Annotated in this window: 23 protein-coding genes and 1 pseudogene; 11 read left to right on the top strand and 13 right to left on the bottom strand. The window is 67.0% G+C overall.

All coding sequences use genetic code 11. The features are described 5' to 3' along the window. Positions 1-422: 422 nt before the first annotated feature. Positions 423-548, bottom strand: a pseudogene (locus tag ACW18B_RS06850) (hypothetical protein); the annotation flags it as partial. 674 nt (positions 549-1,222) lie between these two features. Between ACW18B_RS06850 and ACW18B_RS06845 the strand changes: the two are divergent. Further along, positions 1,223-1,513 carry a hypothetical protein gene (locus ACW18B_RS06845; RefSeq protein WP_492050635.1) on the top strand — a complete coding sequence of 97 codons (291 nt, stop codon included), beginning with the start codon at positions 1,223-1,225 and terminating at the stop codon, positions 1,511-1,513. Positions 1,514-1,647: 134 nt separating this feature from the next. Here ACW18B_RS06845 and ACW18B_RS06840 read toward each other — a convergent pair whose 3' ends face one another. Both ACW18B_RS06840 and ACW18B_RS06835 read right to left on the bottom strand, forming a co-directional pair. Further along, positions 1,648-2,235 carry a hypothetical protein gene (locus ACW18B_RS06840; protein ID WP_492050633.1) on the bottom strand — a complete coding sequence of 196 codons (588 nt, stop codon included), beginning with the start codon at positions 2,233-2,235 and terminating at the stop codon, positions 1,648-1,650. 72 nt (positions 2,236-2,307) lie between these two features. Beyond that, positions 2,308-3,285: an NAD(P)H-dependent flavin oxidoreductase gene (locus ACW18B_RS06835; RefSeq protein WP_492050631.1), complete on the bottom strand. Its 978-nt coding sequence runs from the start codon at positions 3,283-3,285 to the stop codon at positions 2,308-2,310. Positions 3,286-4,200: 915 nt separating this feature from the next. On the opposite strand from ACW18B_RS06835, the gene ACW18B_RS06830 reads away from it, so the two are divergent. Then, positions 4,201-4,494 carry a hypothetical protein gene (locus tag ACW18B_RS06830; protein ID WP_492050629.1) on the top strand — a complete coding sequence of 98 codons (294 nt, stop codon included), beginning with the start codon at positions 4,201-4,203 and terminating at the stop codon, positions 4,492-4,494. 45 nt (positions 4,495-4,539) lie between these two features. Here the strand turns inward: ACW18B_RS06830 and ACW18B_RS06825 are convergent, their stop codons facing one another. Next, on the bottom strand, positions 4,540-5,502 hold the full coding sequence (locus tag ACW18B_RS06825) for an acetyl-CoA carboxylase carboxyltransferase subunit alpha (protein ID WP_492050627.1): 963 nt from the start codon (positions 5,500-5,502) through the stop codon (positions 4,540-4,542). 277 nt (positions 5,503-5,779) lie between these two features. Here ACW18B_RS06825 and ACW18B_RS06820 point away from each other — a divergent pair, with 277 nt between their 5' ends. The 3 genes from ACW18B_RS06820 (at position 5,780) to ACW18B_RS06810 (ending at position 7,939) form a co-directional block, all read left to right on the top strand. Beyond that, positions 5,780-5,980 carry a hypothetical protein gene (locus tag ACW18B_RS06820; protein WP_492050625.1) on the top strand — a complete coding sequence of 67 codons (201 nt, stop codon included), beginning with the start codon at positions 5,780-5,782 and terminating at the stop codon, positions 5,978-5,980. A 102-nt stretch (positions 5,981-6,082) separates the two neighbouring features. Continuing rightward, positions 6,083-7,456: a cytochrome P450 gene (locus ACW18B_RS06815; RefSeq protein ID WP_492050623.1), complete on the top strand. Its 1,374-nt coding sequence runs from the start codon at positions 6,083-6,085 to the stop codon at positions 7,454-7,456. Between the two features lie 69 nt (positions 7,457-7,525). Beyond that, a complete protein-coding gene (locus ACW18B_RS06810) occupies positions 7,526-7,939 on the top strand; it encodes an OsmC family protein (protein WP_492050622.1) in 414 nt (137 codons plus the stop codon). A 309-nt stretch (positions 7,940-8,248) separates the two neighbouring features. Here the strand turns inward: ACW18B_RS06810 and ACW18B_RS06805 are convergent, their stop codons facing one another. The 5 genes from ACW18B_RS06805 to didA all read right to left on the bottom strand — a co-directional run bounded on the left by ACW18B_RS06805 (position 8,249) and on the right by didA (position 13,324). Then, on the bottom strand, positions 8,249-9,298 hold the full coding sequence (locus ACW18B_RS06805) for an HpcH/HpaI aldolase/citrate lyase family protein (RefSeq protein WP_492050621.1): 1,050 nt from the start codon (positions 9,296-9,298) through the stop codon (positions 8,249-8,251). 97 nt (positions 9,299-9,395) lie between these two features. Next, a complete protein-coding gene (locus ACW18B_RS06800; protein ID WP_492050619.1) occupies positions 9,396-10,418 on the bottom strand; it encodes a mechanosensitive ion channel family protein in 1,023 nt (340 codons plus the stop codon). A 64-nt stretch (positions 10,419-10,482) separates the two neighbouring features. Beyond that, positions 10,483-11,808: a hypothetical protein gene (locus ACW18B_RS06795; RefSeq protein WP_492050617.1), complete on the bottom strand. Its 1,326-nt coding sequence runs from the start codon at positions 11,806-11,808 to the stop codon at positions 10,483-10,485. A 153-nt stretch (positions 11,809-11,961) separates the two neighbouring features. Beyond that, a complete protein-coding gene (gene dgcA, locus ACW18B_RS06790; protein WP_492050615.1) occupies positions 11,962-12,975 on the bottom strand; it encodes an N-acetyl-D-Glu racemase DgcA in 1,014 nt (337 codons plus the stop codon). Between the two features lie 142 nt (positions 12,976-13,117). Then, positions 13,118-13,324: a DNA damage-induced SOS-independent cell division inhibitor A gene (gene didA / locus ACW18B_RS06785; RefSeq protein ID WP_492050614.1), complete on the bottom strand. Its 207-nt coding sequence runs from the start codon at positions 13,322-13,324 to the stop codon at positions 13,118-13,120. Positions 13,325-13,445: 121 nt separating this feature from the next. On the opposite strand from didA, the gene ACW18B_RS06780 reads away from it, so the two are divergent. Further along, positions 13,446-13,760 (top strand): polyhydroxyalkanoic acid system family protein, encoded by a 315-nt coding sequence (locus ACW18B_RS06780; protein WP_492050612.1) that lies wholly within the window; start codon positions 13,446-13,448, stop codon positions 13,758-13,760. Between the two features lie 18 nt (positions 13,761-13,778). On the opposite strand, the gene ACW18B_RS06775 is transcribed toward ACW18B_RS06780, so the two are convergent. Continuing rightward, a complete protein-coding gene (locus ACW18B_RS06775) occupies positions 13,779-14,186 on the bottom strand; it encodes a DUF983 domain-containing protein (RefSeq protein WP_492050610.1) in 408 nt (135 codons plus the stop codon). A gap of 82 nt (positions 14,187-14,268) precedes the next feature. Between ACW18B_RS06775 and ACW18B_RS06770 the strand changes: the two genes are divergently transcribed. Then, positions 14,269-15,627 (top strand): aminotransferase-like domain-containing protein, encoded by a 1,359-nt coding sequence (locus ACW18B_RS06770; RefSeq protein ID WP_492050608.1) that lies wholly within the window; start codon positions 14,269-14,271, stop codon positions 15,625-15,627. 114 nt (positions 15,628-15,741) lie between these two features. On the opposite strand, the gene ACW18B_RS06765 is transcribed toward ACW18B_RS06770, so the two are convergent. Continuing rightward, complete coding sequence (locus tag ACW18B_RS06765; protein WP_492050606.1) at positions 15,742-15,942, bottom strand: hypothetical protein; 201 nt, start codon at positions 15,940-15,942, stop codon at positions 15,742-15,744. Between the two features lie 119 nt (positions 15,943-16,061). On the opposite strand from ACW18B_RS06765, the gene ACW18B_RS06760 reads away from it, so the two are divergent. Continuing rightward, positions 16,062-16,328, top strand: coding sequence for a hypothetical protein (locus ACW18B_RS06760; RefSeq protein ID WP_492050604.1), 267 nt, complete (start codon positions 16,062-16,064; stop codon positions 16,326-16,328). On the opposite strand, the gene ACW18B_RS06755 is transcribed toward ACW18B_RS06760, so the two are convergent. Then, the gene (locus ACW18B_RS06755) at positions 16,325-16,960 is read right to left on the bottom strand and encodes a TetR/AcrR family transcriptional regulator (RefSeq protein ID WP_492050602.1); all 636 of its coding nucleotides are present in this window, start codon (positions 16,958-16,960) and stop codon (positions 16,325-16,327) included. The two genes, ACW18B_RS06760 and ACW18B_RS06755, sit on opposite strands and share 4 nt — an antisense overlap. A 148-nt stretch (positions 16,961-17,108) precedes the next feature. Between ACW18B_RS06755 and ACW18B_RS06750 the strand changes: the two genes are divergently transcribed. The 3 genes from ACW18B_RS06750 (at position 17,109) to ACW18B_RS06740 (ending at position 22,516) form a co-directional block, all read left to right on the top strand. Then, positions 17,109-18,149 carry an efflux RND transporter periplasmic adaptor subunit gene (locus tag ACW18B_RS06750; protein WP_492050600.1) on the top strand — a complete coding sequence of 347 codons (1,041 nt, stop codon included), beginning with the start codon at positions 17,109-17,111 and terminating at the stop codon, positions 18,147-18,149. Further along, positions 18,146-21,214, top strand: a complete 3,069-nt coding sequence (locus ACW18B_RS06745) for an efflux RND transporter permease subunit (protein WP_492050598.1) — start codon at positions 18,146-18,148, stop codon at positions 21,212-21,214. Before ACW18B_RS06750 ends, ACW18B_RS06745 begins: the two co-directional genes overlap by 4 nt. Positions 21,215-22,141: 927 nt before the next feature. Continuing rightward, positions 22,142-22,516 (top strand): hypothetical protein, encoded by a 375-nt coding sequence (locus ACW18B_RS06740; RefSeq protein ID WP_492050596.1) that lies wholly within the window; start codon positions 22,142-22,144, stop codon positions 22,514-22,516. Positions 22,517-23,176: 660 nt separating this feature from the next. Here the strand turns inward: ACW18B_RS06740 and efp are convergent. Then, positions 23,177-23,743: an elongation factor P gene (gene efp, locus ACW18B_RS06735; RefSeq protein ID WP_492050595.1), complete on the bottom strand. Its 567-nt coding sequence runs from the start codon at positions 23,741-23,743 to the stop codon at positions 23,177-23,179. Positions 23,744-23,751: the final 8 nt, after the last annotated feature.

Genomic DNA, 23,751 nt, shown 5'->3' with positions numbered 1-23,751 from the left:
ATCGTATATCTATATAGTTCAAATCCGTTCATGATAGCAATACGCATGAACACATAATCAAGATCGCCACTGCCCGCGCCGAGATTGTCATGGCCTTCATGGCTATATACCAGTTGCGCTGGATCTGAGGGCGGATGACTATGTGGTCTGCATCAGGGGCTGATAGCCAGCTACGTGTTCAGGCTGTCGTAAGTAGTGGGCGCGCCCCACCCCGCCCTTCATCTCATGGAGGCCAAGCGTGCCGGTCTGGACAGGTTGGTCAAGGACGGCCCTCCGGGCCGCCGCAGCGCGGCCGGTCGCAGACCGGTCCTTGAGCAACCTGTCCAGACCGGCGATCGTCTCGCCGTGAGATGAAAGGCCGGCTCCCTTCGGCGCGAAGGGGGCGGGGCGCCGCGCCGCCACGCCTATCAACCCCTCATCCGTCAGCCTTCGGCCGCCACCTTCTCCCGCAGGGGGAGAAGGATAATGCGCCCCCTCCCCTCTCCCCTTGCGGGAGAGGGTGGCCCGCGCAGCGGGTCGGGTGAGGGGTTGAGGGCGGGCGCCGCCGCGGGGGGCGGTCAGGCCGGGGGATGGGCCGGCAGGGCTGGCGCCCCCTCATCCGGCCCTTCGGGCCACCTTCTCCCGCAAGGGGAGAAGGGGCGACCATGGGGATTGCGCGCAGTTTATCCCCGTCGTTGGCGCCACAAACCCCAGCGAAAACAACGCCCTGCAAAATAATCGAGCGCGCCAATGCTCGGCGCTCAAACCGCCCGTATGATTCTAGCCATCCCGTCGCAAGGGAGAGGGCTCCTGGATCCGGCCCAAGACGCGCGGCGGGGACGCGGTCGAGCGGGGCCGCCGGAGTCGCGTGATGCGGGGCCGGCCGGCTTAATCGGAGGGCGGGTGACGTAAACCCGCCTATCGGGCGGTCCGTCGGAGGACCCCCGCCCGCCCGAAGGTTCGCTCCGGGTCTCCGGGAGGATCGTGGCTTGCAGCCCCAAGGCTGGGTCCGGTCCCGAAGGATCAAGACCTGGGTGGGGCATAAGGCTGAACAAGGCCTGCGCGCCCCGGCCAGAGGGATAACGACCGCGCGGGGCGTCAGGCTTCGTCGAAACGGTACACTAAAAGACAACAGATCCGGACGCGGTCCGGACGCCCCGCGCCTCTCCTGCTCTCACCCGCGCCGCGATCCGGCGCGGCGGCAAACCCGTGCGCCCGCCGGCGCCCTTTTCGGAGATCCGCCATGACCGACCCCGCACACGACGCCAAGGTCACCGCCTGGCATCTGGCGCTGATGCTGAAGATCGACGCCGCGCGCGCCGCGTTGGCGGCCGAGGCTGACGCGCGCGCCGCGCGCCCGCAAGCCAAACGCCGGACCTCAGCCTCGCCCAACCCGCGTCGCATGGCCGGCCCGGCCGCCGCCGCCCAGCAGGCCCGCCAGGCCGAGCACGCCCGCCGCCTGCGCGAGGCCAAGGAGGCGGCGCTGCTGAAGATGGAGCTGGCGGCGATGGATATCGTGGCGATGGAGCGTTAGGCGGCGGGGCGCCTCGCCCCCTACGGACCGCTTCGCGGTCGTCTTCCCCCGGAGGGGGAAGATGAAAGGCGCCGACTCATCTTCCCCCTCCGGGGGAGGCGCGCCGCAGGCGCGGAGGGGGCGAGTGGCCGTCCCTACTCCGCCCGGCTCTTCTTCAGCCGTTCGCGATAGGCGGCCGAGCTCTTGATGAAGCCTTCGGCGTCGCCATAGTCGACGAAGGCGGCGTAGCGCTCGTGGCTGCCCTTGACCTTCAGGGCGTGCTTGATCGGGCACCAGTATTGCTCGGTGCGGGCGGTGATTTCGCGGGCATAGGCGATGACGCCGTTGCCATAGCCGCAATAGACGCAGTTGAGCTTCTGGACCGGATTGAGATAGCTCAGCCGCTGGCGGTCGATGACGATGTATTCGCGGCGCTTGACCCGCTCTATGCCCCAGGCGGTGAAACAGCCCAGCTGATAGAGGCTGACGGCCAGATCCATGATCACCATCGGAATGACCATCCCGTAGATCAGCGGCAGGGTCAGCAGGGTGGGCCAGGGGGTCTGGAAGAAGTGGATCTTGCGCTTGTGGCTGCGCTGGCGGGTCCTGGTCTCGGGGCCGAAGTGCGGCTTGCCGCCTTTCAGCTCCACGCCGTGGGTTCCGGCCTTGGCCGCGAAGGCCGCCTCCAGCTCTTCTTCCAGATGGCGCAGGCGGTCGATCATCTGCTCGATCGAGTCGGTCATCGGCGTTCCTTGACGGTTCCCGTCCTCCATCGGCGATTTCGGAGGACGGGGCCAGTGAAGGTTCTGGCGCCGCTAGGCGACCATGGCCGACAGCCGCTGGCGGATCAGGCCCTCGGCCTCGCTGACGATGCGGTCGACCAGTTCGCGGACGGTGGGGATATCGTGGATCAGGCCCTGGACCATGCCGGCCGACCAGATGCCGCCATCGGTGTCGCCGCTGGCCAGGGCGTCGCGGCCCCGGGTTCCGGCGACCAGGTGCTGGACGTCCTCGAACCTGGCGCCGCCGGCCCGCTCGATCTGCACGACCTCCTGGCTGACCGCGTTGCGCATCACCCGGGCGGTATTGTGCAGGGTGCGGAAGATCAGGTCGGTCTGGCGCTCGTCATTGGCGACCATCTGCTCCTTGAACGCCATCGGGATCGGGGCCTCCTGGGTGACGCAGAAGCGGGTGCCCATATTGACCCCGTCGGCGCCCAGGGCCAGGGCCGCGACCAGGCCGCGCGCATCGGCGATGCCGCCCGAGGCCAGCATCGGGATCTTCACCTTGTCGGCGGCCGCCGCGATCAGGATCAGGCCGGGGATGTCATCCTCGCCCGGATGGCCGGCGCATTCGAAGCCGTCGATCGAGATGGCGTCGACGCCCATCCGCTCGGCGCTGAGGGCGTGGCGGACGGCGGTGCACTTGTGGATAATCTTCACGCCGTGGGCCTTGAAGTGATCCACATGGTCCTGCGGCTTGTAGCCGGCGGTCTCGACGATCCTGATCCCGCTCTCGATGATCACCGCCCGGTACTCGGCATAGGGCGGCGGCTTGATGGCCGGCAGGATGGTCAGGTTCACGCCGAACGGCTTGTCGGTGAGATCGCGGGTCCGGGCGATTTCCTTGGCCAGATCCTCGGGCGTGGGCTGGGTCAGGGCGGTCAGGAAGCCCAGGGCCCCGGCGTTGGCGACGGCCCCGACCAGCTCGGCCTTGCCCACCCACTGCATGCCGCCCTGGGCGATGGGGTGTTCGACGCCGAACAACTCGGTGAAACGGGTCTTGATGGCCATGACGATGCGCTCCCTCTGATTTTCCACCGACTATGGCGCAGTGACCTTAGGGGCAGGCAAGGGGGCTTTAACCCTGCGCCGAGCGCCTCCCCGGGGGGGGTCGCGCTCTGCGATCCGCAACCAAAGGCGCTCTCGAGGGTTGAGCTACTACGAAAAAAGTTGAGCGTGAGCCGCATGCCGTCAACCTGTGTTTGTAAGGGGTTTGAAGCGCCCGCCGCGTGGCCGCCACCTGAAATGGGCGCCAAGTCTCTTTGCTTACAGCGTCAACTGCGTCAAAATGTCGCTTGGTTCAATAAAGGCGCATTCCCTTGAAATCCCCCCGCCCTATCTCAGTGCCGATTTCAAGAAGTGGAGACTTTTTATCCTCAAGAACCCTGGCGGCTCTGTGGATAATTTTTGTGGGCCTGGTTTGGTTAATATGTTTTTTACCTTGTTTGACGCTGGCCTTAGTTTCCATAGCCGCGAAAAGCATAGGCCTAAACTTCGACAAATTTTCCCAGGCATTGTCATGCCGCAACTGACCCCATTCAGGATCGATCGTGAACTTCCGGGAAATCACAACTTCAGCGGAAGATTTGCAGTGGTCTTAGATTGGAGATGGGTCCAATGATCAGAACAACACCCGAGAGCGGAACATCCTTGAAATATCTGACGACCGCTCAACTCCGGGCGCGCTTTCCGATGGACGAAAGCAACGCTCATTATCACTCAAAATCTCTGAGGCCGAAGTTTTCCAAGCCTGAGCGCAGCTATCAACGACGCCCCCCAGAGCCGAGCACCTTTCGAGAGCCGACCGACAGCGCCGCTGATCAGCTTGACGTTGATTCCTTCAAGGCCGCTTACAAGCTGGGCGGCGTATTGCTTGAGGTCCTGATCAAGAACCGGAGAGACTATTCCGGAGACATTGATCAGTTCATGATTCACCTCGTTCTGGCGCTGGGCGAGATCAAGGCCATGACCCTGTCCGGTCGGCCGCAAGCCCCTCGCACCGCAGTCTCAAACCTGGCCTGCGGCGTGAATGTTCAGAGCCTGTCCGACATCACCCGCATCCCGCGCGAGTCGGTTCGGCGGAAGCTGGCTATGCTGGTGAAATCCGGCCTCGTGCGCCGAAGCGCCGAGGGCCTGAACTATGTCGGCCCCTCCAGCGATCTCCAGGGCCTGTTCACGGACCTGTCGTCCCTGCTCAAGCGCATCGAACCCGACGACTAGAGGCTGGCGCGACGAGGCGGACTCTGTCCCGGACCGCCGCCAGCCCTATTGCAGGCCGACGCGGCCGATGGCGTAGAAGCGGTCGGACCGCTGCTTGCGCAGCGCGGCGGCGTCCAGACCCGACAGGGCCTTCAGCTCTTCCTCCAGAGCGTCGCCGACAGCCTTCAAGGCCGCTTCGGGGTCTGAATGGGCGCCGCCGGCCGGTTCTTCAATGATACGATCGACGATGCCCAGCTTGATCAGGTCCTGGGCGGTGATCTTCATCTGATCCGCAGCGTCCTTGGCCCGGGCGCCGTCGCGCCACAGGATCGAGGCCGCGCCCTCGGGGCTGATCACCGAATAGATCGAGTGCTCGAGGATCAGCACCTTGTTGGCCCCGGCCAGGGCGATGGCCCCGCCCGAACCGCCTTCGCCGACGATGGTGGCGATCATCGGGGTGCCCAGCATCAGGCCGCGCTCGGTCGAGCGGGCGATGGCCTCGGCCTGGCCGCGCTCCTCGGCGCCCAGGCCCGGATAGGCGCCGGCGGTGTCGACAAAGGTGATGACCGGCAGGCTGAAACGTTCGGCCATGTCCATCAGCCGCACGGCCTTGCGATAGCCCTCGGGGCGGGCCATGCCGAAATTGTGCTTCAGGCGCGTGGTCGTATCGTGACCCTTCTCATGGCCCATCACCACGACCGGCTGACCGCGGAAACGGCCCAGACCGCCGACAATGGCCTGGTCGTCGGCGAACTTGCGGTCGCCGCGCAGCTCGACGAACTCGTCGATCAGGCCCGCAACATAGTCGCGCAGGTGGGGCCGCTGAGGGTGCCGGGCGACCATGGTCTTCTGCCAGGCGTCCAGATTGGCGTAGGCCTCGACCCGCAGGGTCTGGGCGCGATCGCGCAGGGCCTGGATCTCAAGCTCGAACGCACCGGGCCCAGCGGTCTCGGAGAGCTTGCTCAGCTCCTCGATCTTGCTTTCCAGATCAGCAATGGGGCGTTCGAAATCAAGATAGTGGGCGGCCATGGAGTCTCAACGTCGCCATTTACGAAAGGGTGCGAACCTAGTGGCTATGCGACAAAAAGGGAACCGGCTTTGGAACGATCCGCATCGACGCGGATTCATCCCCAGGACCGTCCCCAGATGTGTCGCGAGAGAGTCTTCTTTGAAGACTCAAAACTCTGGAGAATCGCGACATTTGGTCCTATGATTGGAATCTGGCTGGTTGAGAATGAAAACCAGCGCCCAGCGGCCCCCGCCCATCGAATGTGGCCCGGACCCGCCTGTTGAGAACGGCGTTCCCATGCAGGTGTTCACTTTTTTCTGCGTTGAATCCGACGGCTCCGTTCCGCGCTTCGACGTTGCGCCCCTGGCCGATGATAACGCCGCGCGCCGGCGGGCCTTCGAACTCATCGACATGCATCGTCGCTGCGACCTGATCGAGGTCTGGCGCGGCGCGACGCGCATCTTCGACGTCCCGGCCCAGCGGTCCGCCGCCGCCTGATATTCATCGCGTAGAGAATTATTGCGGCGAACCCTGCGGGGTGCTACGCCATGGCCCCGGATGGAGCGCCCTCCCCGGCGTCTCCCGGTCTGGAAGCCGCCCATGGACGCCCAGGTTCCCCGCCCTCTGATCCCGCCCGCGCCGAAGGTCCACGCCAAGACCCAGACCAATCTGCGCGCCGCCTGGTCGATGATGCGTAACATGGTTGGGGCATGGTCGGAGTCGGACTTCGACACCCTGATGACTCCCTACACGTTCCTGGGCCAGCCCGGCCTGGTGGTTAGCGACCCCGTGGGCGTCAAGCAGGTGCTGGGCGCACAGGCCGCGCGCTACCGGCGGCCCTATCAGGCGGGTCGCATCATCCGCCCCCTGGTCGGCGATGGCCTGTTGCTGACCGAGGGAGAAACCTGGCGGGGCCAGCGCAAGGCCTTGGCGCCCAGCTTCACCCCCAAGGCGATTGGAAGCCTGCTGCCGCATTTCATCGCGGCAGGTCAGACCCTGACCGACGGGCTCGCCGACCAGACCCGGACCAATCTGAGCGAAAGCTTTCACCGCGCGGCGCTCGACGCCGTGCTGAGGGCGCTGTTCTCAAGGCCGGCGGCGGAGGACGGCGCTGAACTGGCCGCGATCGCCCGGACCTATCTTCAGGGCCAGAGCGGCCTGAACCTCTTCGACTTCCTGGCGCGCAAGCCCGGCGACTTCACCTTCGCCGAACGCGCCCGGCGCAAGACGGGGGAGGCGTGGATGACCGCCGTCGCCGCCCTGATCGCGGCCCGCAAGACGGCGGGACCGCCCCTCGAAGGCGGCGATCTCCTCGACAGCCTGTTGGCCGCCCGCGACGAGGACGGCCAACCTCTGCCGGACGCCGAGGTGCGCGACCAGTGCGGCACCCTGCTGGCGGCGGGTTTCGAGACCACCTCGCGGCTGCTGTTCTGGGCGACCTATCTGCTGGCCCTGGATCCCGCGACCCAAGGCCGGGCGCGCGCCGAAGTCCTGGCTGTCCCGCCCGACCAGATCCGCACGCTGGACGATCTCTCGGCCTGGCCCCTGCTGCGCTCGGTGCTGATGGAGGCCCTGCGCCTTTACCCGCCCGCGCCGCTGATCGCCCGCGAGGTCGTGGAGGCCGACGAGATCCTGGGTCACCGGGTCCAGCCGGGCCAGATGATCATGATCAGCCCCTGGCTGATCCAGCGGCACCGCAAGCTGTGGGATCAGCCGACGGCCTTCCTGCCCGACCGCTTTGTCGATCACCCCTCGCCCTGGGGCCTGGACGCCTTCATGCGGTTCGGCGCGGGACCCCGGGTCTGTATCGGCGCCAGTTTTGCGATGGCCGAGGCGCAGATCATCCTCGGCAGCCTGCTGGCGCGTTTCGAGATCGGCCTGACAGGCGCCCGCCCGGTCGTGCCGGTGGCGACGGTCTCGCTGGGCCCTGACCACGAGCCGGACTTCCGCCTGACGTCAATCCCGCACGAATAGACAATCGCGCCCCTCTTGCGGCGGGCAAGCTTAAACACGAGCTTGGCTACAAGCCTCAAGGAACCCGCCATGACCGACACCCCTCGCCCCAACGCCATCGCCGACGACAGCGCCCATGGCGGCCTGCAGATGTTCGTCACCGCCGGCCCGACCAGCCTGGTGGCCGATTTGACGGTGGCGGCCGGAGGTCTGGATCTGGGGCCCAATCCGCATGACCTGGTCGCGGCGGGCCTGGCGGCCTGCACCACCATGACCCTTCGGCTCTACGCCCAGCGCAAGAACTGGGCTTTGGGCGCGGTGCATGTGGAGGTCCGCAGTTCGCTTGAGGCCGACATGATCCCGCCCGAACGCTTCGACCGCGAGATCACCCTGGACGGCGAGTTGACCACCGAACAGCGCGAACGGCTGCTGGCCATCGCCGAGATGTGCCCGATCCACCGGCTGCTGACCCAGGGCGCGCGGGTGGTGACGACGGTGGGGTGAGGTTGAACGACTGGCCCCCTCCGCGCCTTCGGCGCTCCTCCCCCGGAGGGGCAGGGCTATCGCATATGAGTTTTCGGCCAGAAAAGTTGTCATCCCGGACAAGCCTGGCGAAGCCGGGCGCCGATCCGGGACCGCCGGAAGCGCTGCGTTCAGGCGTCGGTCCCGGATCTTCGCGCTGCGCGCTCGTCCGGGATGACAACCGTTTTTGGCCATATGCGATAGCCCTGCCCGGAGGGGGAAGATGATCTCGTCTTCCCCCTACGGGGGAGGACGGCTGCGAAGCAGCCAGGAGGGGGCAAGTGCTAGCCGCTAAAACCCGTAAAGCGCCGCATACTCCGCATCCTTGCCCGCGATCTGCCGGGCGCAGTCGACCATCACCTTGGCCTGTTTCCAGGTGGCGTCGTCCTGCATCTTGCCGTCCAGCATCGCCACGCCGGTGCCGTCGGGCATGGCCTCGAGGATGCGCTTGGCGAAGATCACCTCGTCGGGGGCCGGGCTGAACACCGCCTTGGCGATGGCGATCTGGCTGGGATGCAGGCTCCAGGCCCCGGCGCAGCCCATCAGGAAGGCGTTGCGGAACTGCTGCTCGCAGGCCACCGGATCGTCGATCGCCCCGAACGGGCCATAGAAAGGCTTGATGCCGTGGGCGGCGCAGGCGTCGACCATCTTGGCGAAGGTATAGTGCCACAGGTCCTGCTGAACCGAGGCGCGGGGCGACCCGTCCGCATGCGGATCCTCGATCACGCGATAGCCGGGATGGCCGCCGCCGACCCGGGTGGTCTTCATGGCGCGGCTGGCGGCCAGATCGGCCGGTCCCAGGCTGATCCCCTGCATGCGCGGGCTGGCCCCGGCGATCTGCTCGACATTCATCACCCCCTCGGCGGTCTCGAGGATGGCGTGCAGCAGGATCGGCCGGGTCACGCCATGCTTGGCCTCCAGCGAGGCCAGGAGTTGGTCCATGTAGAAGATGTCCCACGGCCCCTCGACCTTGGGGACCATGATCACGTCGATCTTGTCGCCGGCCTTCTCGACCAGGGTCGAGACCTCGTCCAGGTGCCAGGGCGAGTTGAGGCAGTTGATCCGCACCCACAGGCCCACGCCCAGGGCCTTAAAATCCACGTCTCGGGCCATGGCGATCGTCCCGGCCAGGGCCGCGCCCTTGGCGTCGGCGGGGATGGCGTCTTCCAGATTGGCCAGGATCACGTCGACGGTCGGGGCGATCTCCGGGATCTTGGCGCGCACCTTGTCCAGGTGCGGCGGTACGAAGTGGATCATCCGCTCGACGCGCGCGGGCAGGTCGCGATAGGGCGCCGGCGCGCCGATGGCCAAAGGTTTGAAAAAGCCTCGCGCGGTCTTCATACGCCTACTCCCCATTTTTATTGCCGCGTTCTTTTCGCAGTTGCGAGAACATTGCGGCGGCGCGGGAAGAGCGTCAAGCGTGCGAGGTTATCAACGTTCAGCTTTTGACCGGAGCGACCGGGGCGATCGGCGGATCATCAGGATCTTCGCGCTCGAGGTCCTGCGCCGCGTCGTTGCTGGAGGCCGCCTTGGCGGCCTTGGCCTTGCGGCGACGGGCGGCGGGCTCAAGCTTCAGGCTGGTCAGGGCGTCCTCGCCCTCTTCGCCGAACAGGCCCCGGACACGGACGTCGCGTTGCGGATAGGGGATCTCGATATTGGCCTGGCGCAGGGCGTCATCGATCGCCCAGGTATAGGCCGCGTTGACGGCCGCGGGACGCCGCACCGATTCCACAGTAGGCCAGACGATCAGCTCGAACTTCAGGGCGCTTTCGCCAAACCCCACCAGCCAGACCTGGGTGCGGCGCACCGCATCATCGGGCGAGGTGAAGGGCACGGTTCGGGCGGCCTTCAGCACCGCGTCGCGCACCTTTTCCTTGTCGACGCCAAACGCCGTGACGAAGGGCACCCGGATACGGCGGTTGGTGTTGCGAAGGGTCCAGTTAATGACCAGGTCGTTGACCAGCACCGAGTTGGGGACGATCAGATCGGTGCTGTCATTGGTGCGGATGCGGGTGGCGCGAGGGCCGACCTCGTGCACGACGCCACGCTGACCGGCCGGCAGCTCGACGAAATCGCCCACCGCCACCAGTCGCTCGAACACCAGGGAAATGCCCGAGGCGAAGTCCTTGACCATGCCTTGCAAGCCCAGGCCGACGCCGACGCCCAGAGCCCCGGCGAACACCGTCAGCGAGGTCAGATCCAGGCCCATGGTCGACAGGCCGGCGACGAAGCCGATGATCACCAGGCCGTAGGTCAGAACCTTCTCGACGACATACAGCGACGCGGCGCTGCCGGCGGCGCGCGCCCTCAATCGCTGCAATCCGATAGAGCTCAAGCGCGCGGCGACCAAGGCCACGGCGATGATCAGGATCGCCGCAGCCAGGCCGCCGACCGTCACCGAAGCCTTGCCCAGCTTGAGCAGCTCGAAGGTGTCCAGGCGTTGCAAGGGATTCTCGACCATAGGCCGAGTGTGGGCCACGCTAGGCGACCGGATCAAGGGGTTGTGTCACGCGGGCCGGGAACGACTAGCGCAGACCATGGGTGACGCCGTCGGTCAGGGCCCGCGCATCGCGCCAGAACCGAGCGGCCGCGCCGGTGTCGAAGTGATCGGCCGCCGCCGCAGCGGCCTTGTCGCCTCGCTGTTCCGCGCGGGTCGGGGTCGGGTGCCAGCCATTGAGCGCCAGCAGCGCCATGAACCCGGCCACATAGCCGATCGGCACGAACCAGCCATGGCGCAGCCAGCCGCCGACCGAGCGCGCCTCCGGGAACAGGGTGGTCACCGCCACGCCGGCCGACGACCCAAACCACATCATCGAGCCACCGAACCCGACCGAGAACGCCAGCACGCCCCAGTCATAGCCGCCCTGGTTCAACGCCAGGGCCGTCAGCGGAATATTGTCGAACACCGACGACAGGAAGCCCAGTCCCAGGGCCGTGGGCCATGAGGCTGTTGGCAGGGTCTCAACCGGCATCAGCGAGGCCAGACCGACCAGGCAAACCAGGAAGGCTGCGCCGCGCCCGGCGCCGGGCAACACCGACCAGTCGGGCCGGCGGATCAACTGGGTGACCAGGATGGCCGCCCACAGACCAAGACCCAGCCACGGCGCATCGCCCTGAGACGCCGCGAAATAGGCGTTGCCGACGAAGTTGGTGCTCAGCAGGGCCGCCAGCATCAGAACGACCACCAACACGCGCAGACCATCGACGGGTTCGGCGTCCGGCGCGACGTGGGCGCGGATCGGCGCATGGCGCTGCTGGGCGGCGGCGGCGAAGCCGGCGAACACGACAAAGGCGACGCCGGCCGCGATGAAGGCCTTCAGCACCACCAGGGGCGAGACCCCGGCGATCCAGATCATGGTGGTGGTGGTGTCGCCGATGACGCTGCCGGCGCCGCCCGCATTGGACGCCGCCACCACCGCAGCCAGAAAGCCCAGTCCCACCCGGCCGTCATAGACCTTGCGGGCGATCACCGCCCCGATCACAGCGGCGGCGATATTGTCCAGAATGGTCGACATCAGGAAGACGATGAGCAGCAGAACAACGCCCCCCGTCCAGTTGTCGGGCAGCAGGCGCGGCATGAAGTCCGGAACCCGGCTCAGCTCGAACTGGTTGGCCAGAATGGCGAACCCCAGCAGCAGCAGCAGCAGATTGCTCAGCAGAACCCATTCATGGCCCAGATGCAGGCCCAGCCCCGCCCAGCCCACGCCGTGGGAAAACCCCGAATAGCTCAGCTTGTAGGCCAGGGTGGCCAGAAGCCCCGTCACGGCCACCAGCAGCGTGCGGTGATGCAGCAGGGCGACGCCCGCCAGCGTCAGACCAAAGACATAGAATTCAACCGGTATGTTCGACATTGCCGCCCCCCCGAGCTCAAGATGTCTGACATGCTCTAGCGGCGAATAGCGACAACAGGATCACAGGTCCAGACGCGTCACTTTCCGTCGTGGTCAATCCGGGCGCCCTGCCCGCCGGGCGTACATGCGGGCCCTGGCTCGGCTCCAGCAGGCCTAAAGCCACAGCCCTTCGGCCGCGATTCCGTCGCCCCAGAACCCCGGCTTGGGCGGCGTGATCACCCCGCCCTCCACCCGCAGGCCGCCGGGATGGTCGATCGACAGCCACCAGGGACCGTCGAGGTCGGCGAACTGGCAGCCGCCGGCCAGGTGCAGGGCCGGGGCGATGGCCAGGGACGAGGCGACCATGCAGCCCGTCATCAGCTGAAAGCCCAGCTCCTGGGCCTGCTCCAGCATCCGCACCGCCTCTGACAGGCCGCCGGTCTTGTCGAGCTTGAGGTTCACCGCCTGATAGCGCCCGCGCAGGGCGGCCAGGTCGCCGCCGACATGCACGGACTCGTCGGCGCAGATGAGATAGGGCGGATCATAGCCCTCCAGCGCCTGATCGGCGCCGGCCGGCAAGGGTTGCTCGACCAGGGCGATCGGCAGGTCGGCCAGCAAGGATCGCAGGCCATGCAGGATCTCGAAGGTCCAGCCCTCATTGGGATCGACGATGAAGCGCGAACGCGGCGCGGCGGCGACCACGGCCCGCAGGCGGGCGGCGGGGTCCTCGGGCCCCAGCTTGATCTTGATCAGCGGCGCATCGGCCACGGCGCGAGCCGCCGCGGCCATGGCGTCGGGCTCATCCAGGCTAACCGTGACGGCGGTGACCAGGGCGGAAGGGACCGCCAGGCCCGTGGCCTCGGCGGCGCTGACCCCGGTCTGCCGGGCCCTCAGGTCCCAGAGGGCGCAGTCGAGGGCGTTGCGCGCCGCGCCGGGCGCCAGCAGGGCCAGGGCGGCGCTTTCGTCGCCTTCGCGCTCGAGTGTCTCGAGCGCGGGCTGAAGCTCGGCCAGGACCCCGACCACGGTCTCGTCATAGCGGCCATAGGGCACGCTCTCGCCGCGTCCGACATGACCGTCGAGGCGAACCTCGACCACCACGACCTCAGCGGCGGTCTTGACCCCGCGCGAGATGCGGAACGGGGCCTTGAGCGGATAGTTGACGGCGCGGGCGGTGGCGGACAGCGACATGGCCAAGGCTTGTCATTGTTCGCCAGCCTTGGCGAGGCCTCTGGAGCAAGGCGCGCCAACCCGGATTCACGCGCCTTGCTCCGGGTTTTCGTTGTCGCATCGTTCTGGCGGAAAGCCGGCGTCCACTTTTCCGCACGATGCTCTAGCCGCGCCAGTCGCGGGGGATCGGCGAGTCGGCGCGGCGCTCGCGAAACACCTTCAGGGCCAGCGGCCGGTCGACCAGAAACAGCGCCACCCACACCAGCAGGACGCCGCCATAGTTGAGGGCGCCGAGCAGGCCCGTCGGGCGGCCAGGGCGCGCGGGACGACGGGTGGGCAGAAAAGCGTGGGGCATGGCGAGATCGGTCATGGCGTCCTCCGGAGTTGCCTTGAACCTGACTCGCTCCTACGTCAGAAACGGTCGCGCACCGGGGTCGTTCGAACGATCCTTCCACCCGGGCGTTCTTTCAGTCCCTTCTGCGGAGACCCTCATGGCCAAGCCGATTACCGTCACCATCCCCCACCAGCTCGGCGTGGCCGAGGCGCGCCGCCGGCTGGCGACGGGCCTGGAGCAACTGGCCAGCCAGATCCCCGGCGGCGACGCCGCGCGCTTCACCCAGTCCTGGGCCGGGGACGTCCTGAACTTCTCGGCGCTGGCCATGGGTCAGGCGATCAGCGGCGCCGTGACAGTGATGGACGACCATGTCCGCCTCGACGTGGTCCTGCCCGGCATGCTGGGCATGATCGCCGGCAAGATCAAAACCGAGCTCCAGCAGCGCGGAACCCTGATGCTGGAGAAGAAATAGTCCGGCCCTGTTCGGCGATCACAGCCGGCGGCTGTCGAAGTCGTGGCGGCCCAGGCTTTCGAACCGGCCCTCCTCGGCCTTGTGGAAATACTGCGACGCCACCAGCCAGGCCTTAACCGGCCGCAAGGCGCCCAGACACCCGACAATCAGCGCCGGGAAAACGGTGACGAAGGGCACCCAGATCGGCGGGCGATAGGCGATCTCCACCCAGGCGAAGATGGCGATGATGACCACGCCCACGCCGGTCATGACAAAAAAGGCTGGACCGTCGGCCGGGTCGGCGAAGGCATAGCTCAGCCCGCAACGATCACAGGCCGGCGCCAGCTTCAGAAAGCCCTGAAACAACTTGCCCTCGCCGCAACGGGGACACCGGCAGCGCAATCCCGAAACGATCGGTTCGGGTGGGGTGTAGTGCGGATCGGCCATCAAAAGCCCTTCCTACAATCGCGGATTTGATACATACAATTCATATATAATGTATGCATTGAGGGCTTGAAAGACAACCGCCATGCCGTCGCACCCCTCCGCTGCCTGGCTCAATCGCGCCGAGACCCTTACCGGCCCGGCCTACCGGCGCCTGGCCCAGGCGCTGGAGGCGGCGATTGCGGAGGGCGAACTGCAGGCGGGCGACCAACTGCCGGCCCAGCGCGAAGTCGCCCGTCTGGTGGGGCTGGACTTCACCACCGTCACCCGAGCCTACGCCCTGGCCCAGGAGCGCGGCCTGATCGAGGGCGCGGCCGGGCGCGGCACCTTCGTGCGTGGCCGGACGAGCGATGACGAGGCGGGCCTTGTCGATCTCTCCATGAACCTGCCGCCCCAACCCCAGGGCCTCAACCTTGGCGCCCTGTTGCGCGAGACAACGGGCGCGGTGCTGGCGCGAACCGACCCGGCGATCCTGATGGCCTATCATCCCGGGGCGGGATCGCTGGCCCAACGCACGGCCGCGGCCAGTTGGCTGAAGCCTTCCCTGGGCGAGGTTGCACCGGATCGGATCCTGATCGGGAGCGGCGCCCAGACGGCGCTGAGCGCGCTGCTGAACCTGCTCGCCGGCCCCGGAGAGACGATCATCGTCGAGGACCTGACCTATCCGGGCCTCCTCACCGCCGCGGCGCAACGCGGCCTGAACGTCGTCGGCTGCGCGATGGACGAGGAAGGTCTGGAGCCGATGGCCCTGGCGCGGCTCTGCGCCCTGCACCGCCCTCGCGCGATCTGCTGCACCCCCACCTTCCAGAACCCCACCACCGCGACGATGAGCCTGGCGCGACGCGAGGCGATCATCGCCGTGGCCAAGGCCGCTGACGTGGCGATCATCGAGGACGACGCCTATGGTCTGCTTCCGGCGGCGCCTTTGCCCGCCCTGGCCCGCTTGTGGCCGCAGAGCGTGTTCCACATCGCCACCACGGCCAAGACCCTGTCGCCCGGCCTGCGGATCGCCTTCATCGTCGCGCCGGAAGATCGGGTCACCGAGACGGCCGAAGCCCTGCACGCCATCGCCCAGATGCCCGCGCCGCTGATGGCCGCCGTGGTCACCGCCTGGATCCGCGAGGGGAACGCCGCGCGCGTGCTGGAAGGGGTGCGGCGCGAGTCTGGCGCACGCCGCAAACTGGCCGCCGAGATCCTGCCCGCCGCGATCGGCGGCGCGGAGAGCCTGCATGTCTGGCTGGACCTGCCGGTCGGGTGGAGCCGGGGCAGGCTACTGGACGCGGCCCGGGCGCGCGGCCTGTCGCTGGTGGACGCCGAGGCTTTCCGGGCGCCGGACGTCACCCGGGACGGCGTGCGGCTGTCGCTGGGCGCGCCGGGCAAGGCCGCGACCCTGGCGCGGGCGCTTAAGGACGTGGCGGGATTGCTGGCGGCGGGGCCGCAATAAAGGCTGTCCCCGGCCAAGCGCGCAGCGCGCAGAGCCTGGACCGCCGGGAGCTCAGAGCCTGTAGCGGTCCCGGGTCTTCGCTGCGCTTCGCCCGGGATGACATCGTGATTTGGCCTAGAACCCTTCTTCGTCCTCGGCGGCCTCTTCCTCGTCGCCGCGGCCGACGGCCAGCTCCAGCGAGTCGATGATGTCATCCATCTGTTCGACGGTGATCGAGACATACAGGGTGTCGCCGCCGATGGCCGAAACCAGCAGGCGATAACCGTCGTCGGTCTCTTGCAGGCTGAACGACTGGAGGGGCTGCAGATTGGCCATGGAAGGCTCCGATAAAATCAAGGCGCGGATATAGGCGCGAGCCGCCGACTTTTCCATGTAACCTTTTGGCGCCCCCGCGCGAACTCGCTTGCAGCGACGCGCCACAGGGGGAGCAAGCCATGGCCATCGAGATCATCAACGGCTTCAAGTGCAAGGACTGCACCGACGTCGACTACGCCAAGAAGCATATCGATCCGGCCCACCCCAAGGATGGCCCCTATGGCGTCAACAAGGTCGAGGATCCGATTGAAAAGGCCCGAAAGGGCCCGGCCTCGCCCGTCGAATTCGGCGGCGCCCTGGCGGCGCTGAACGGCGTGATCGAGCCCACGCGCGATCCTCGCCTGCGCGTGCCCGAGCCCGGCGCCAGGGCCGATCGCTCGATCTAGGCTTTCAGCGCGCCTCTGCGCAGCATGGCGATATGGGCGGCGATCAGCGCTTCGCGCTCGATCCAGGGGAAGTGCGGCCGCGCGATCAGCAGCGAGACCAGACCATGCAGGCCGGCCCACAGGGTCTGGGTGGTCAACAGGGCGTCGTCGAGCACGGTCAGGCCGGCGGCCTGATACTCCACCGCGATATCACGGAACATCTCGAAGGCTTCCAGTCCGGCGATCATCGGCCGGCTGCCGGTCTTCTCCATGAACGCGCCATGGTCGCCTTTCTCGATCATGAAGGCCACACGATAGGCATTGGGTCGCTCGACGCCGAAATCGACATAGACCCGCAACATCCGCTCGAAATTCTCAACGGTCGGCGCGCCGCGCACCCGGGCCGCGCCCATCCGCTCGATCAGGGTGGCGAAGGCCCGAACGCAGAGTTCGGCGGTCATGTCGTCCTTGGTGGCGAAATAGGCATAAAGCGCCGGCTGGGAGATGCCGGCCCGCTCGGCGATCTGCCGGGTCGAGACCGCGTGCACGCCTTTTTGACTGAACAGGGCCAGGGCCGCGTCGAGGATTTCCTCGCGCCGTTCGGCCCCCTGCCCCTTGGGTTTTCGGGGAGAACGCGGGGTGGGAGACTTCATCAGCGGACCTTCCATCATCCCCGGGCGGGCTTGACAAGCACCATCAATCTATCACTGATAACTTATCACTGATTGATCTGGAACAAAGATGATGTGGCGCGCCTCCCCGCCCCCTCTCCACGTCGTCTGGAGACCGCTTGTCTTCGCCGTGGCGCTGCCTGGTCTGGCGGCCTGTGGCGGCAAGGCCAACGAGGCGGCGCCCGCACCTCTCCCCACCCCGGTCGAAGCGGTCCGCATCGCCGCGCCCAACGCCGCCGGCGCGGTCTCAGGAACCGGCACGCTGGAGCGGCGCCGGGAAATGGCCCTGTCGTTCCGCATCGGCGGCGTGCTGACCCGGATGAGCGTCGAGGCCGGCGACCGGGTCCAGGCGGGCCAGGTGCTGGCGGCGATCGATCCGGCCAGCCTCGACGCCCGCCAGCAGCAGACCACCGCCGATCTGGAACGCGCCCGCCGGGATGTGGCGCGCGACACCGCCCTGTTCGACAAGGGCTTCGTCAGCCGCCAGAGGCTGGATGATCGCCAGAGCGCGCTGAAATCGGCCCAGGCGGCCTACAACTCCACCACCTTTGACCGACGCTGGGCGCAACTGGTCTCGCCGGCCTCGGGCGTGGTCCTGAGCCGCGCCGTCCAGACGGGCGAGGTCGTGCAGGCCGGCCAGACGGTGGCGCGGATCGCCGACCTCAACAGCCCGCTGGTGCTGCGCCTGCCGCTGTCCAGCCGCGACGCCGCCCGGGTGCGGGTCGGCGACCCCGCCCAGCTGAAGGTCGAGGATCTGGGGCCCCAGATCCTGACCGGAACCCTAACCCGGATCGGCGAGGCGGCCGACACCCGCACCGGCGCGGTGACGGTCGAGATCGAGCTGGCCGGTCGCCCGGACCTGCGCAGCGGCCAGATCGCCAGCGCCACGCTGTCGGCCCGCGCCGCACCCGGCCTGATCGGCGCCTTCGCCCGCATTCCGGCGGAAGCCATTCTGGAGGCCGAAGGCGCGCAGGCCTTCGTGCTGCGGCTGGACGGCGGCGTCGCCCGTCGCACCGCCGTGGGCTTTGGCGGCTTCGACGGCGATGACGCCCTGGTCTCGGGCCTGGCCGACGGCGCCCGGGTGATCACCGCCGGCGCCGGCTTCGTCAGCGACGGCGAAAAGGTCAGCGTCGTTGATCCGGCGCACCTTCAGGCGGGCAAAAAGCCGTGAAGTTCGACATCGCAGGCCTGGCGGTCCATCGCTGGCAGTTCACCCTGGTCGCTTTCGGCCTGCTGGTGATGCTGGGGATCAACGCCTTCACCAGCATTCCGCGCTCGGAGGATCCGCATTTCCCGATCCCGATCGTGATCATCCGCGCCGTGCTGCCGGGGGCCGAGCCCTCGGAGATGGAGCAACTGGTCGTCGACCCGATCGAGGACGCGGTCGACGGCCTGGACAATATCGACAAGATCGAGTCGACCAGTTCCGACGGCGCGGCCGCCGTGCGCGTCCACTTCACCTGGGATGTCGATCCCGAGCGCAAATACGACCAGGTGGTCCGCGAGGTGAACGCCATCCGCGGGACCCTGCCCAGCGGTCTGGTGCGGCTGGATATCCAGCGGGCCCGCACCACGGAGGTGGCGATCGTCCAGGTCGCCCTGACCAGCGACATCCTGCCCATGCGCCGTCTGGAAAAAACCGCCGACCGTCTGCGTGAACGGCTCGATCGCGTGCCCGGCGTACGCGAGGCCAAATATTGGGGCGCGCCGGCCTCGGAGGTTCAGGTGACCCTGGACCTGGCCCGTCTTTCAGCCCTCAAACTGCCGGCCACCGCCGTGGCCGACGCCCTGAAATCGGCCGGCGCCGAGGCCCCCATCGGCGCGGTCCAGGCCGGCGAGCGGCGCTTCAACGTCAAGTCGGGCGGAGCCTTCCGCTCGCTGGAGGCCGTGGCCGATACGCCGGTGCGCGCCATCGGCGGCCAGGTGACCCGTGTGCGCGACGTGGCCCAGGTGGCCTGGGCCCAGCAGGAACCGACCCACCTGACCCGCTTCAACGGCCAGCGCGCCGTGTTCCTGACCGTGACCCAGAAGGACGGCCAGGATGTCGCCAGGATCACCAAGGCCGTCGAGCAGGTTCTGGACGACTATGAAAAAACCCTGCCGGCCGGCGTGAAACTGCAGCGCGGCTTTGTGCAGGCCGAGAACGTCAAACACCGGCTCAACAACCTGTTCCGCGATTTCGGCATCGCCCTGGCCCTGGTGCTGATCACCCTGCTGCCGCTGGGCCCGCGCGCCGGGCTGGTGGTGATGGTCTCGATCCCGCTCAGCCTGCTGATCGGCCTGTCGATGCTGCAGGCCCTGGGCTTCACGCTGAACCAGCTGTCGATCGCCGGCTTCGTTCTGGCCCTGGGCCTGCTGGTCGACGACAGCATCGTCATCACCGAGAACATCGCCCGCCGCATCCGCGAGGGCGAGGAGCGCACCGAGGCGGCCGTCAACGGCACGCGCCAGATCGGCCTGGCGGTGGTGGGCTGTACGGCCACCCTGATGCTGGCCTTCCTGCCGCTGATGGCCCTGCCGGCCGGCTCCGGCGCCTATATCAAGTCCCTGCCCGTGACGGTGCTGTGCACGATCGCCGCCTCGCTGCTGGTCTCGATGACCATCATTCCCTTCCTGGCCAGCCGGGTGCTGGACAAGCACTCCGATCCCGAAGGCAATGCGATCCTGCAGGCGGTCAATGGCGGCATTCATCGCTTCTACCGACCGGTCCTGCACCGCGCCCTGGCGCGGCCGTGGCTGGCCCTGGTCCTGATGCTGGCCCTGTGCCTGACGACCTTTCCGCTGGTCAAGCTGATCGGCTCCAGCCTGTTTCCCGCCGCCGAGACCCCGCAGTTCCTGGTGCGGATCGAGACGCCGGACGGCTCGTCCCTGGCCCGCACCGACCGCGCCCTGCGGTTTGTGGAGCAGCGCCTGAAGGCCGAACCGGACGTCGTCTGGCGCGCCGCCAATCTGGGGCGCGGCAATCCGCAGATCTTCTACAACCAGCAGCAGCGCGAGAGCGCCACGACCTATGCCGAGGTATTTGTCAGCCTCAAGCGCTGGGAGCCGGGCCAGAGCGACAAGGTGCTGGACGCCCTGCGCCGCGATTTCGCCGGCTTCCCCGGCGCGCGGATCAGCGTGGTCACCTTCGAGAACGGCCCGCCGATCGACGCGCCGATCGCCATCCGCCTGACCGGTCAGAACCTTGGCGCATTGAAGGCCCTGGCCGCCCGCACCGAGGCGATCCTCAAGGCCACGCCGGGGACGCGCGACGTCAGCAATCCCGTCCGTCTGGACCGTACCGACCTGGACCTGGGCGTCGACGAGGCCAAGGCCTCGGCCCTGGGCGTGCCGGCCGGCGCGGCCCGGCGCACGGCCCGGCTGGCGCTGTCGGGCGAGGAGACCGGTCGCTTCCGCGATCCGGACGGCGACGACTATGCGGTCAAGGTGCGCCTGCCGATGGAGACCGCCGACGGCGCGGCGCGCAATCCGCTGTCAGCCCTGAAAGGCGTCTATGTGCCCACCGCCGACGGCCTGGCCGCCCGGCTGGACGCCATCGCCACCCCGAGCCTGAGGTCCAGCCCCGCCCGCATCGACCGCTTCGACCGTGAACGGACGGTGACGGTGACATCCTATGTCTCGACCGGCTTCCTGGCCGCCAAGGTCACCCAGGACGTCACAGCCCAACTGGCCCGCGACCTGCCGATGCCGCCCGGCTATCGCCTGAGCCTGGGTGGTCAGGCCGAGGCGCAGTCGGAAAGCTTCGCGGGCCTGGGGGCGGCGGTGCTGGTGGCGGTGTTCGGCATCCTGGCGGTGCTGGTTCTGGAATTCCAGAAGTTCAAGACCGCCCTGGTCGTGGCCGGCATCATCCCGTTCGGGATCTTCGGCGCCGTTGGGGCCCTGGCTCTCACCGGCAATTCGCTGAGCTTCACCGCAACCATCGGCCTGATCGCCCTGATCGGCATCGAGATCAAGAACTCGATCCTGCTGGTCGACTTCACCGAACAGCTGCGCAAGGGCGGCATGGGCCTGCACGACGCCATCGAAAAGGCCGGCGAGGTGCGCTTCCTGCCGGTGCTGCTGACCTCGGTGACCGCGATCGGCGGACTGCTGCCCCTGGCCCTGGAACGCTCGGGCCTCTACTCGCCCCTGGCCATCGCCATCATCGGCGGGCTGATCACCAGCACCCTGCTGTCGCGGGTGGCGACGCCGGTGATGTACTGGCTGACGGCGCGGGGCAAGGCGGAGCGGACTTAAGGGTCTCCCGCCAGCGCCCCGCGCCGGGTCAGCGCACGCCAGACGACGGGGCGCCTGAAAGCGGACACCTCAAACGGGGGAAGGGAGACGGCGCGACTTGGCGACCTCACGCGGAACTCCGCTGAAGGGATGGGAAGGGTCGCGGAGCGTCCGGGTTCCGCCCGGATGAGACATATAGCGATTACCGTTTCGACGAAGCCGTGCGCTCCGCGTCGCCGTTATCCGCAAGCGCTTCCGGCTCGGCGGTGTTAGCGCTTGACCCTCGACGCCTGCGACGGGCGGACAGGTGCGCGACTCCTACCCGGACCGCGGACCTTTCAGTCCGCCTGCTGCTCGCCCGACCCTCGTGGCCACGTCGTTTTAGTGTTCCACGGCCGACCGCCGCCAGAGACCACGAGGTTGGCGGCCCAGAGCGCAAGGCGCTCTTCCCGCCATCGATTGAGCTTCCCGCTCGACCACCCCTCGCCGCCGCTTCGGTCGCTGGCCGCGCGCCCTTCCCAACGACGAGGTGGGTTTAGAATACGGCAGGTTTGAACGCCGGGGATTGGTGCGCTCGATTATTTTGTAGAGCGTTGAAAAGGTTGTATTTTGTCGCGGAAACGACGGGGATTGAGCGCGGCTTATCCCCCTTCTCCGCCGTCATTCCCGCCCTTGTGGCGGGAACCCCTCTATCGGCCGCAGGGGCGGGAGGGGCGAAGGGCGCGCGCCCTTCGCTGGCGTCTCACGCGTCAGCTGAACCAGGGGTTCCCGCCACAAGGGCGGGAATGACGATTGAAAGGTTGGGCCTGACCTCAGAGCTCCCATTCCGCCAAGGGCTTCAGGACGCGGATTGCCTCCGTTGCGGCGGACAGCAGACATTCCGAAGGGCGGTTTGGGGGGGGTAGCGGTCGTTGCCATACTGGGAAGTTCGGTGGACATTCCGCGATCATGGAAGAGCACATTTCCCTAGCCGATATTGACCAGCGAGTTCGGAGCGCGATCGAGACGTTCGTTGTACCCGACCCACATCCCGATCAACTTGGAGTGCCACTTCCCGCCGAATGGTTTCTCCAACGCTTAGGCGAAATGAAAGCGGCGCTGGTCGAGCCCTATTTTGTCGAGATCGATTGCGACGGACGTTTTCCTGGAAGTGCCCCCAAAGCCTTGCCGAGGCGCGTCGTCATCGTGGCCGAGGATGACGAAATCTTCCTAGCCTACGATCAGGACCCGGATGGCGATTTCGCGCTGATCTTCAAGTCCGCCTCTGGGTTTGGTGTGTCGCCCATTCGCGGCGATGCCGTGGAATGTTTCATGTCCAGCTAATAAGGCGGCCACTCGCAATGACCGCTATGGGTGGAGGCTGTGTGAAAACGTCGGACCGACATTTTTTCGTAGAATAATATTCTGCCGTTTAAATCCAGACCGGATGAACCGTTCGAGATCGGATAAAAATCCACCCATAGGCAAAAGAAAATGCCTGCAAGATTTTCGGCGCGGGCGTTTTTACACAGCCTCGGTGGAAAGGCGACCCTCGTGCTGCCAAGGTTGCAGAATGCGGAAGACTCTAATCGCGCTCGTCTGTCTCATCCTGGCGATACCCATCGCCTACGTCGGGTTCGTAGCGCTCGGCGCGCTTCAGCATGGGTACAGGTGGTCTGAAATGGACTGGGATAGCGACGGAAAGACCACCCCGTCAGAGTTCCTGGCCGCAGCCGACATTGGGAAGCGAGAAGCAATTTCAGCTCCAAAAGGCTGCATCGAGTACTACGCCTACAAAGACGGGCTGCCCGTCAGGATCGACTGCCCGGCGGGTTCATCTCCACTAAAAGCTCACTGATCGACGTCCGACTTGGGTCGAAACCAGCCCACAGCGTCCCGCCGCAAACCAGACCTTCCCACACCTCAACAAAAAAGGCCCGGCGCTGGCGCGCCGGGCCTTCTGATCTCGCCCGTCTCCCGCAAGAGGAGAAGGAAACAGCGTCCTTAGTCCTTGGCGCGTTCCTGGTAGGAATTGTCCTCGGTCAGGATCACCACCCGCACGCCGACGGCGATATAGGGCGGGACGGTGGTCTTGATGCCGTTGCTGAGCAGGGCCGGCTTGTAGGAGGAGCTGGCGGTCTGGCCCTTCACCGAGGGTTCGGTGTCGACGACTTCCAGGATCATCGTGCGCGGCAGTTCGATGGCGATGGGGATGTCGTTGTGGGTCGACAGCTGCACCGTCATGTTTTCTTGCAGATAGGGCGCGGCGTCGCCGATCACGTCCTCTGTGGCCACGACCTGGTCGAAGCTTTCCGGGTTCATGAAGTGGAAGCCCTCGCCGTCCTGGTACAGGAAGGTGTGGTCGCGCTGGTCGACGAAGGCGCGCTCGACCTGCTCGGTCGTGCGGTAGCGTTCCGACACCTTCACGCCGTCGCTGATGCGGCGCATGTTCAGCTGGGTCACCGGGGTGCCCTTGCCGGGGTGGATGTTGTCGACGGTCAGAACGACATAGAGACGGCCGTCCATATCGACGACGGCGCCCTTGCGGAGCGAGCTGGCGGCTACCTTCACTTCTTTAG

The sequence above is a fragment of the Caulobacter sp. FV2ps19 genome (assembly GCF_058681035.1).
Note: the sequence above shows the minus strand (reverse complement) of the source record. Positions and strands in the feature narration are given on the sequence as shown.

Coding starts and splice junctions, on each gene's coding strand:
- ACW18B_RS06775 (WP_492050610.1), bottom strand. CDS start 14,186: ATGGCCGATCCGCACTACACCCCACCCGAACCGATCGTTTCGGGATTG.
- ACW18B_RS06820 (WP_492050625.1), top strand. CDS start 5,780: ATGCAGGTGTTCACTTTTTTCTGCGTTGAATCCGACGGCTCCGTTCCG.
- ACW18B_RS06810 (WP_492050622.1), top strand. CDS start 7,526: ATGACCGACACCCCTCGCCCCAACGCCATCGCCGACGACAGCGCCCAT.
- ACW18B_RS06835 (WP_492050631.1), bottom strand. CDS start 3,285: ATGGCCATCAAGACCCGTTTCACCGAGTTGTTCGGCGTCGAACACCCC.
- ACW18B_RS06760 (WP_492050604.1), top strand. CDS start 16,062: ATGGCCATCGAGATCATCAACGGCTTCAAGTGCAAGGACTGCACCGAC.
- ACW18B_RS06840 (WP_492050633.1), bottom strand. CDS start 2,235: ATGACCGACTCGATCGAGCAGATGATCGACCGCCTGCGCCATCTGGAA.
- ACW18B_RS06740 (WP_492050596.1), top strand. CDS start 22,142: ATGGAAGAGCACATTTCCCTAGCCGATATTGACCAGCGAGTTCGGAGC.
- ACW18B_RS06780 (WP_492050612.1), top strand. CDS start 13,446: ATGGCCAAGCCGATTACCGTCACCATCCCCCACCAGCTCGGCGTGGCC.
- ACW18B_RS06830 (WP_492050629.1), top strand. CDS start 4,201: ATGATTCACCTCGTTCTGGCGCTGGGCGAGATCAAGGCCATGACCCTG.
- ACW18B_RS06795 (WP_492050617.1), bottom strand. CDS start 11,808: ATGTCGAACATACCGGTTGAATTCTATGTCTTTGGTCTGACGCTGGCG.
- ACW18B_RS06845 (WP_492050635.1), top strand. CDS start 1,223: ATGACCGACCCCGCACACGACGCCAAGGTCACCGCCTGGCATCTGGCG.
- ACW18B_RS06805 (WP_492050621.1), bottom strand. CDS start 9,298: ATGAAGACCGCGCGAGGCTTTTTCAAACCTTTGGCCATCGGCGCGCCG.
- ACW18B_RS06800 (WP_492050619.1), bottom strand. CDS start 10,418: ATGGTCGAGAATCCCTTGCAACGCCTGGACACCTTCGAGCTGCTCAAG.
- ACW18B_RS06825 (WP_492050627.1), bottom strand. CDS start 5,502: ATGGCCGCCCACTATCTTGATTTCGAACGCCCCATTGCTGATCTGGAA.
- ACW18B_RS06755 (WP_492050602.1), bottom strand. CDS start 16,960: ATGAAGTCTCCCACCCCGCGTTCTCCCCGAAAACCCAAGGGGCAGGGG.
- didA (WP_492050614.1), bottom strand. CDS start 13,324: ATGACCGATCTCGCCATGCCCCACGCTTTTCTGCCCACCCGTCGTCCC.
- ACW18B_RS06815 (WP_492050623.1), top strand. CDS start 6,083: ATGGACGCCCAGGTTCCCCGCCCTCTGATCCCGCCCGCGCCGAAGGTC.
- ACW18B_RS06770 (WP_492050608.1), top strand. CDS start 14,269: ATGCCGTCGCACCCCTCCGCTGCCTGGCTCAATCGCGCCGAGACCCTT.
- ACW18B_RS06765 (WP_492050606.1), bottom strand. CDS start 15,942: ATGGCCAATCTGCAGCCCCTCCAGTCGTTCAGCCTGCAAGAGACCGAC.
- dgcA (WP_492050615.1), bottom strand. CDS start 12,975: ATGTCGCTGTCCGCCACCGCCCGCGCCGTCAACTATCCGCTCAAGGCC.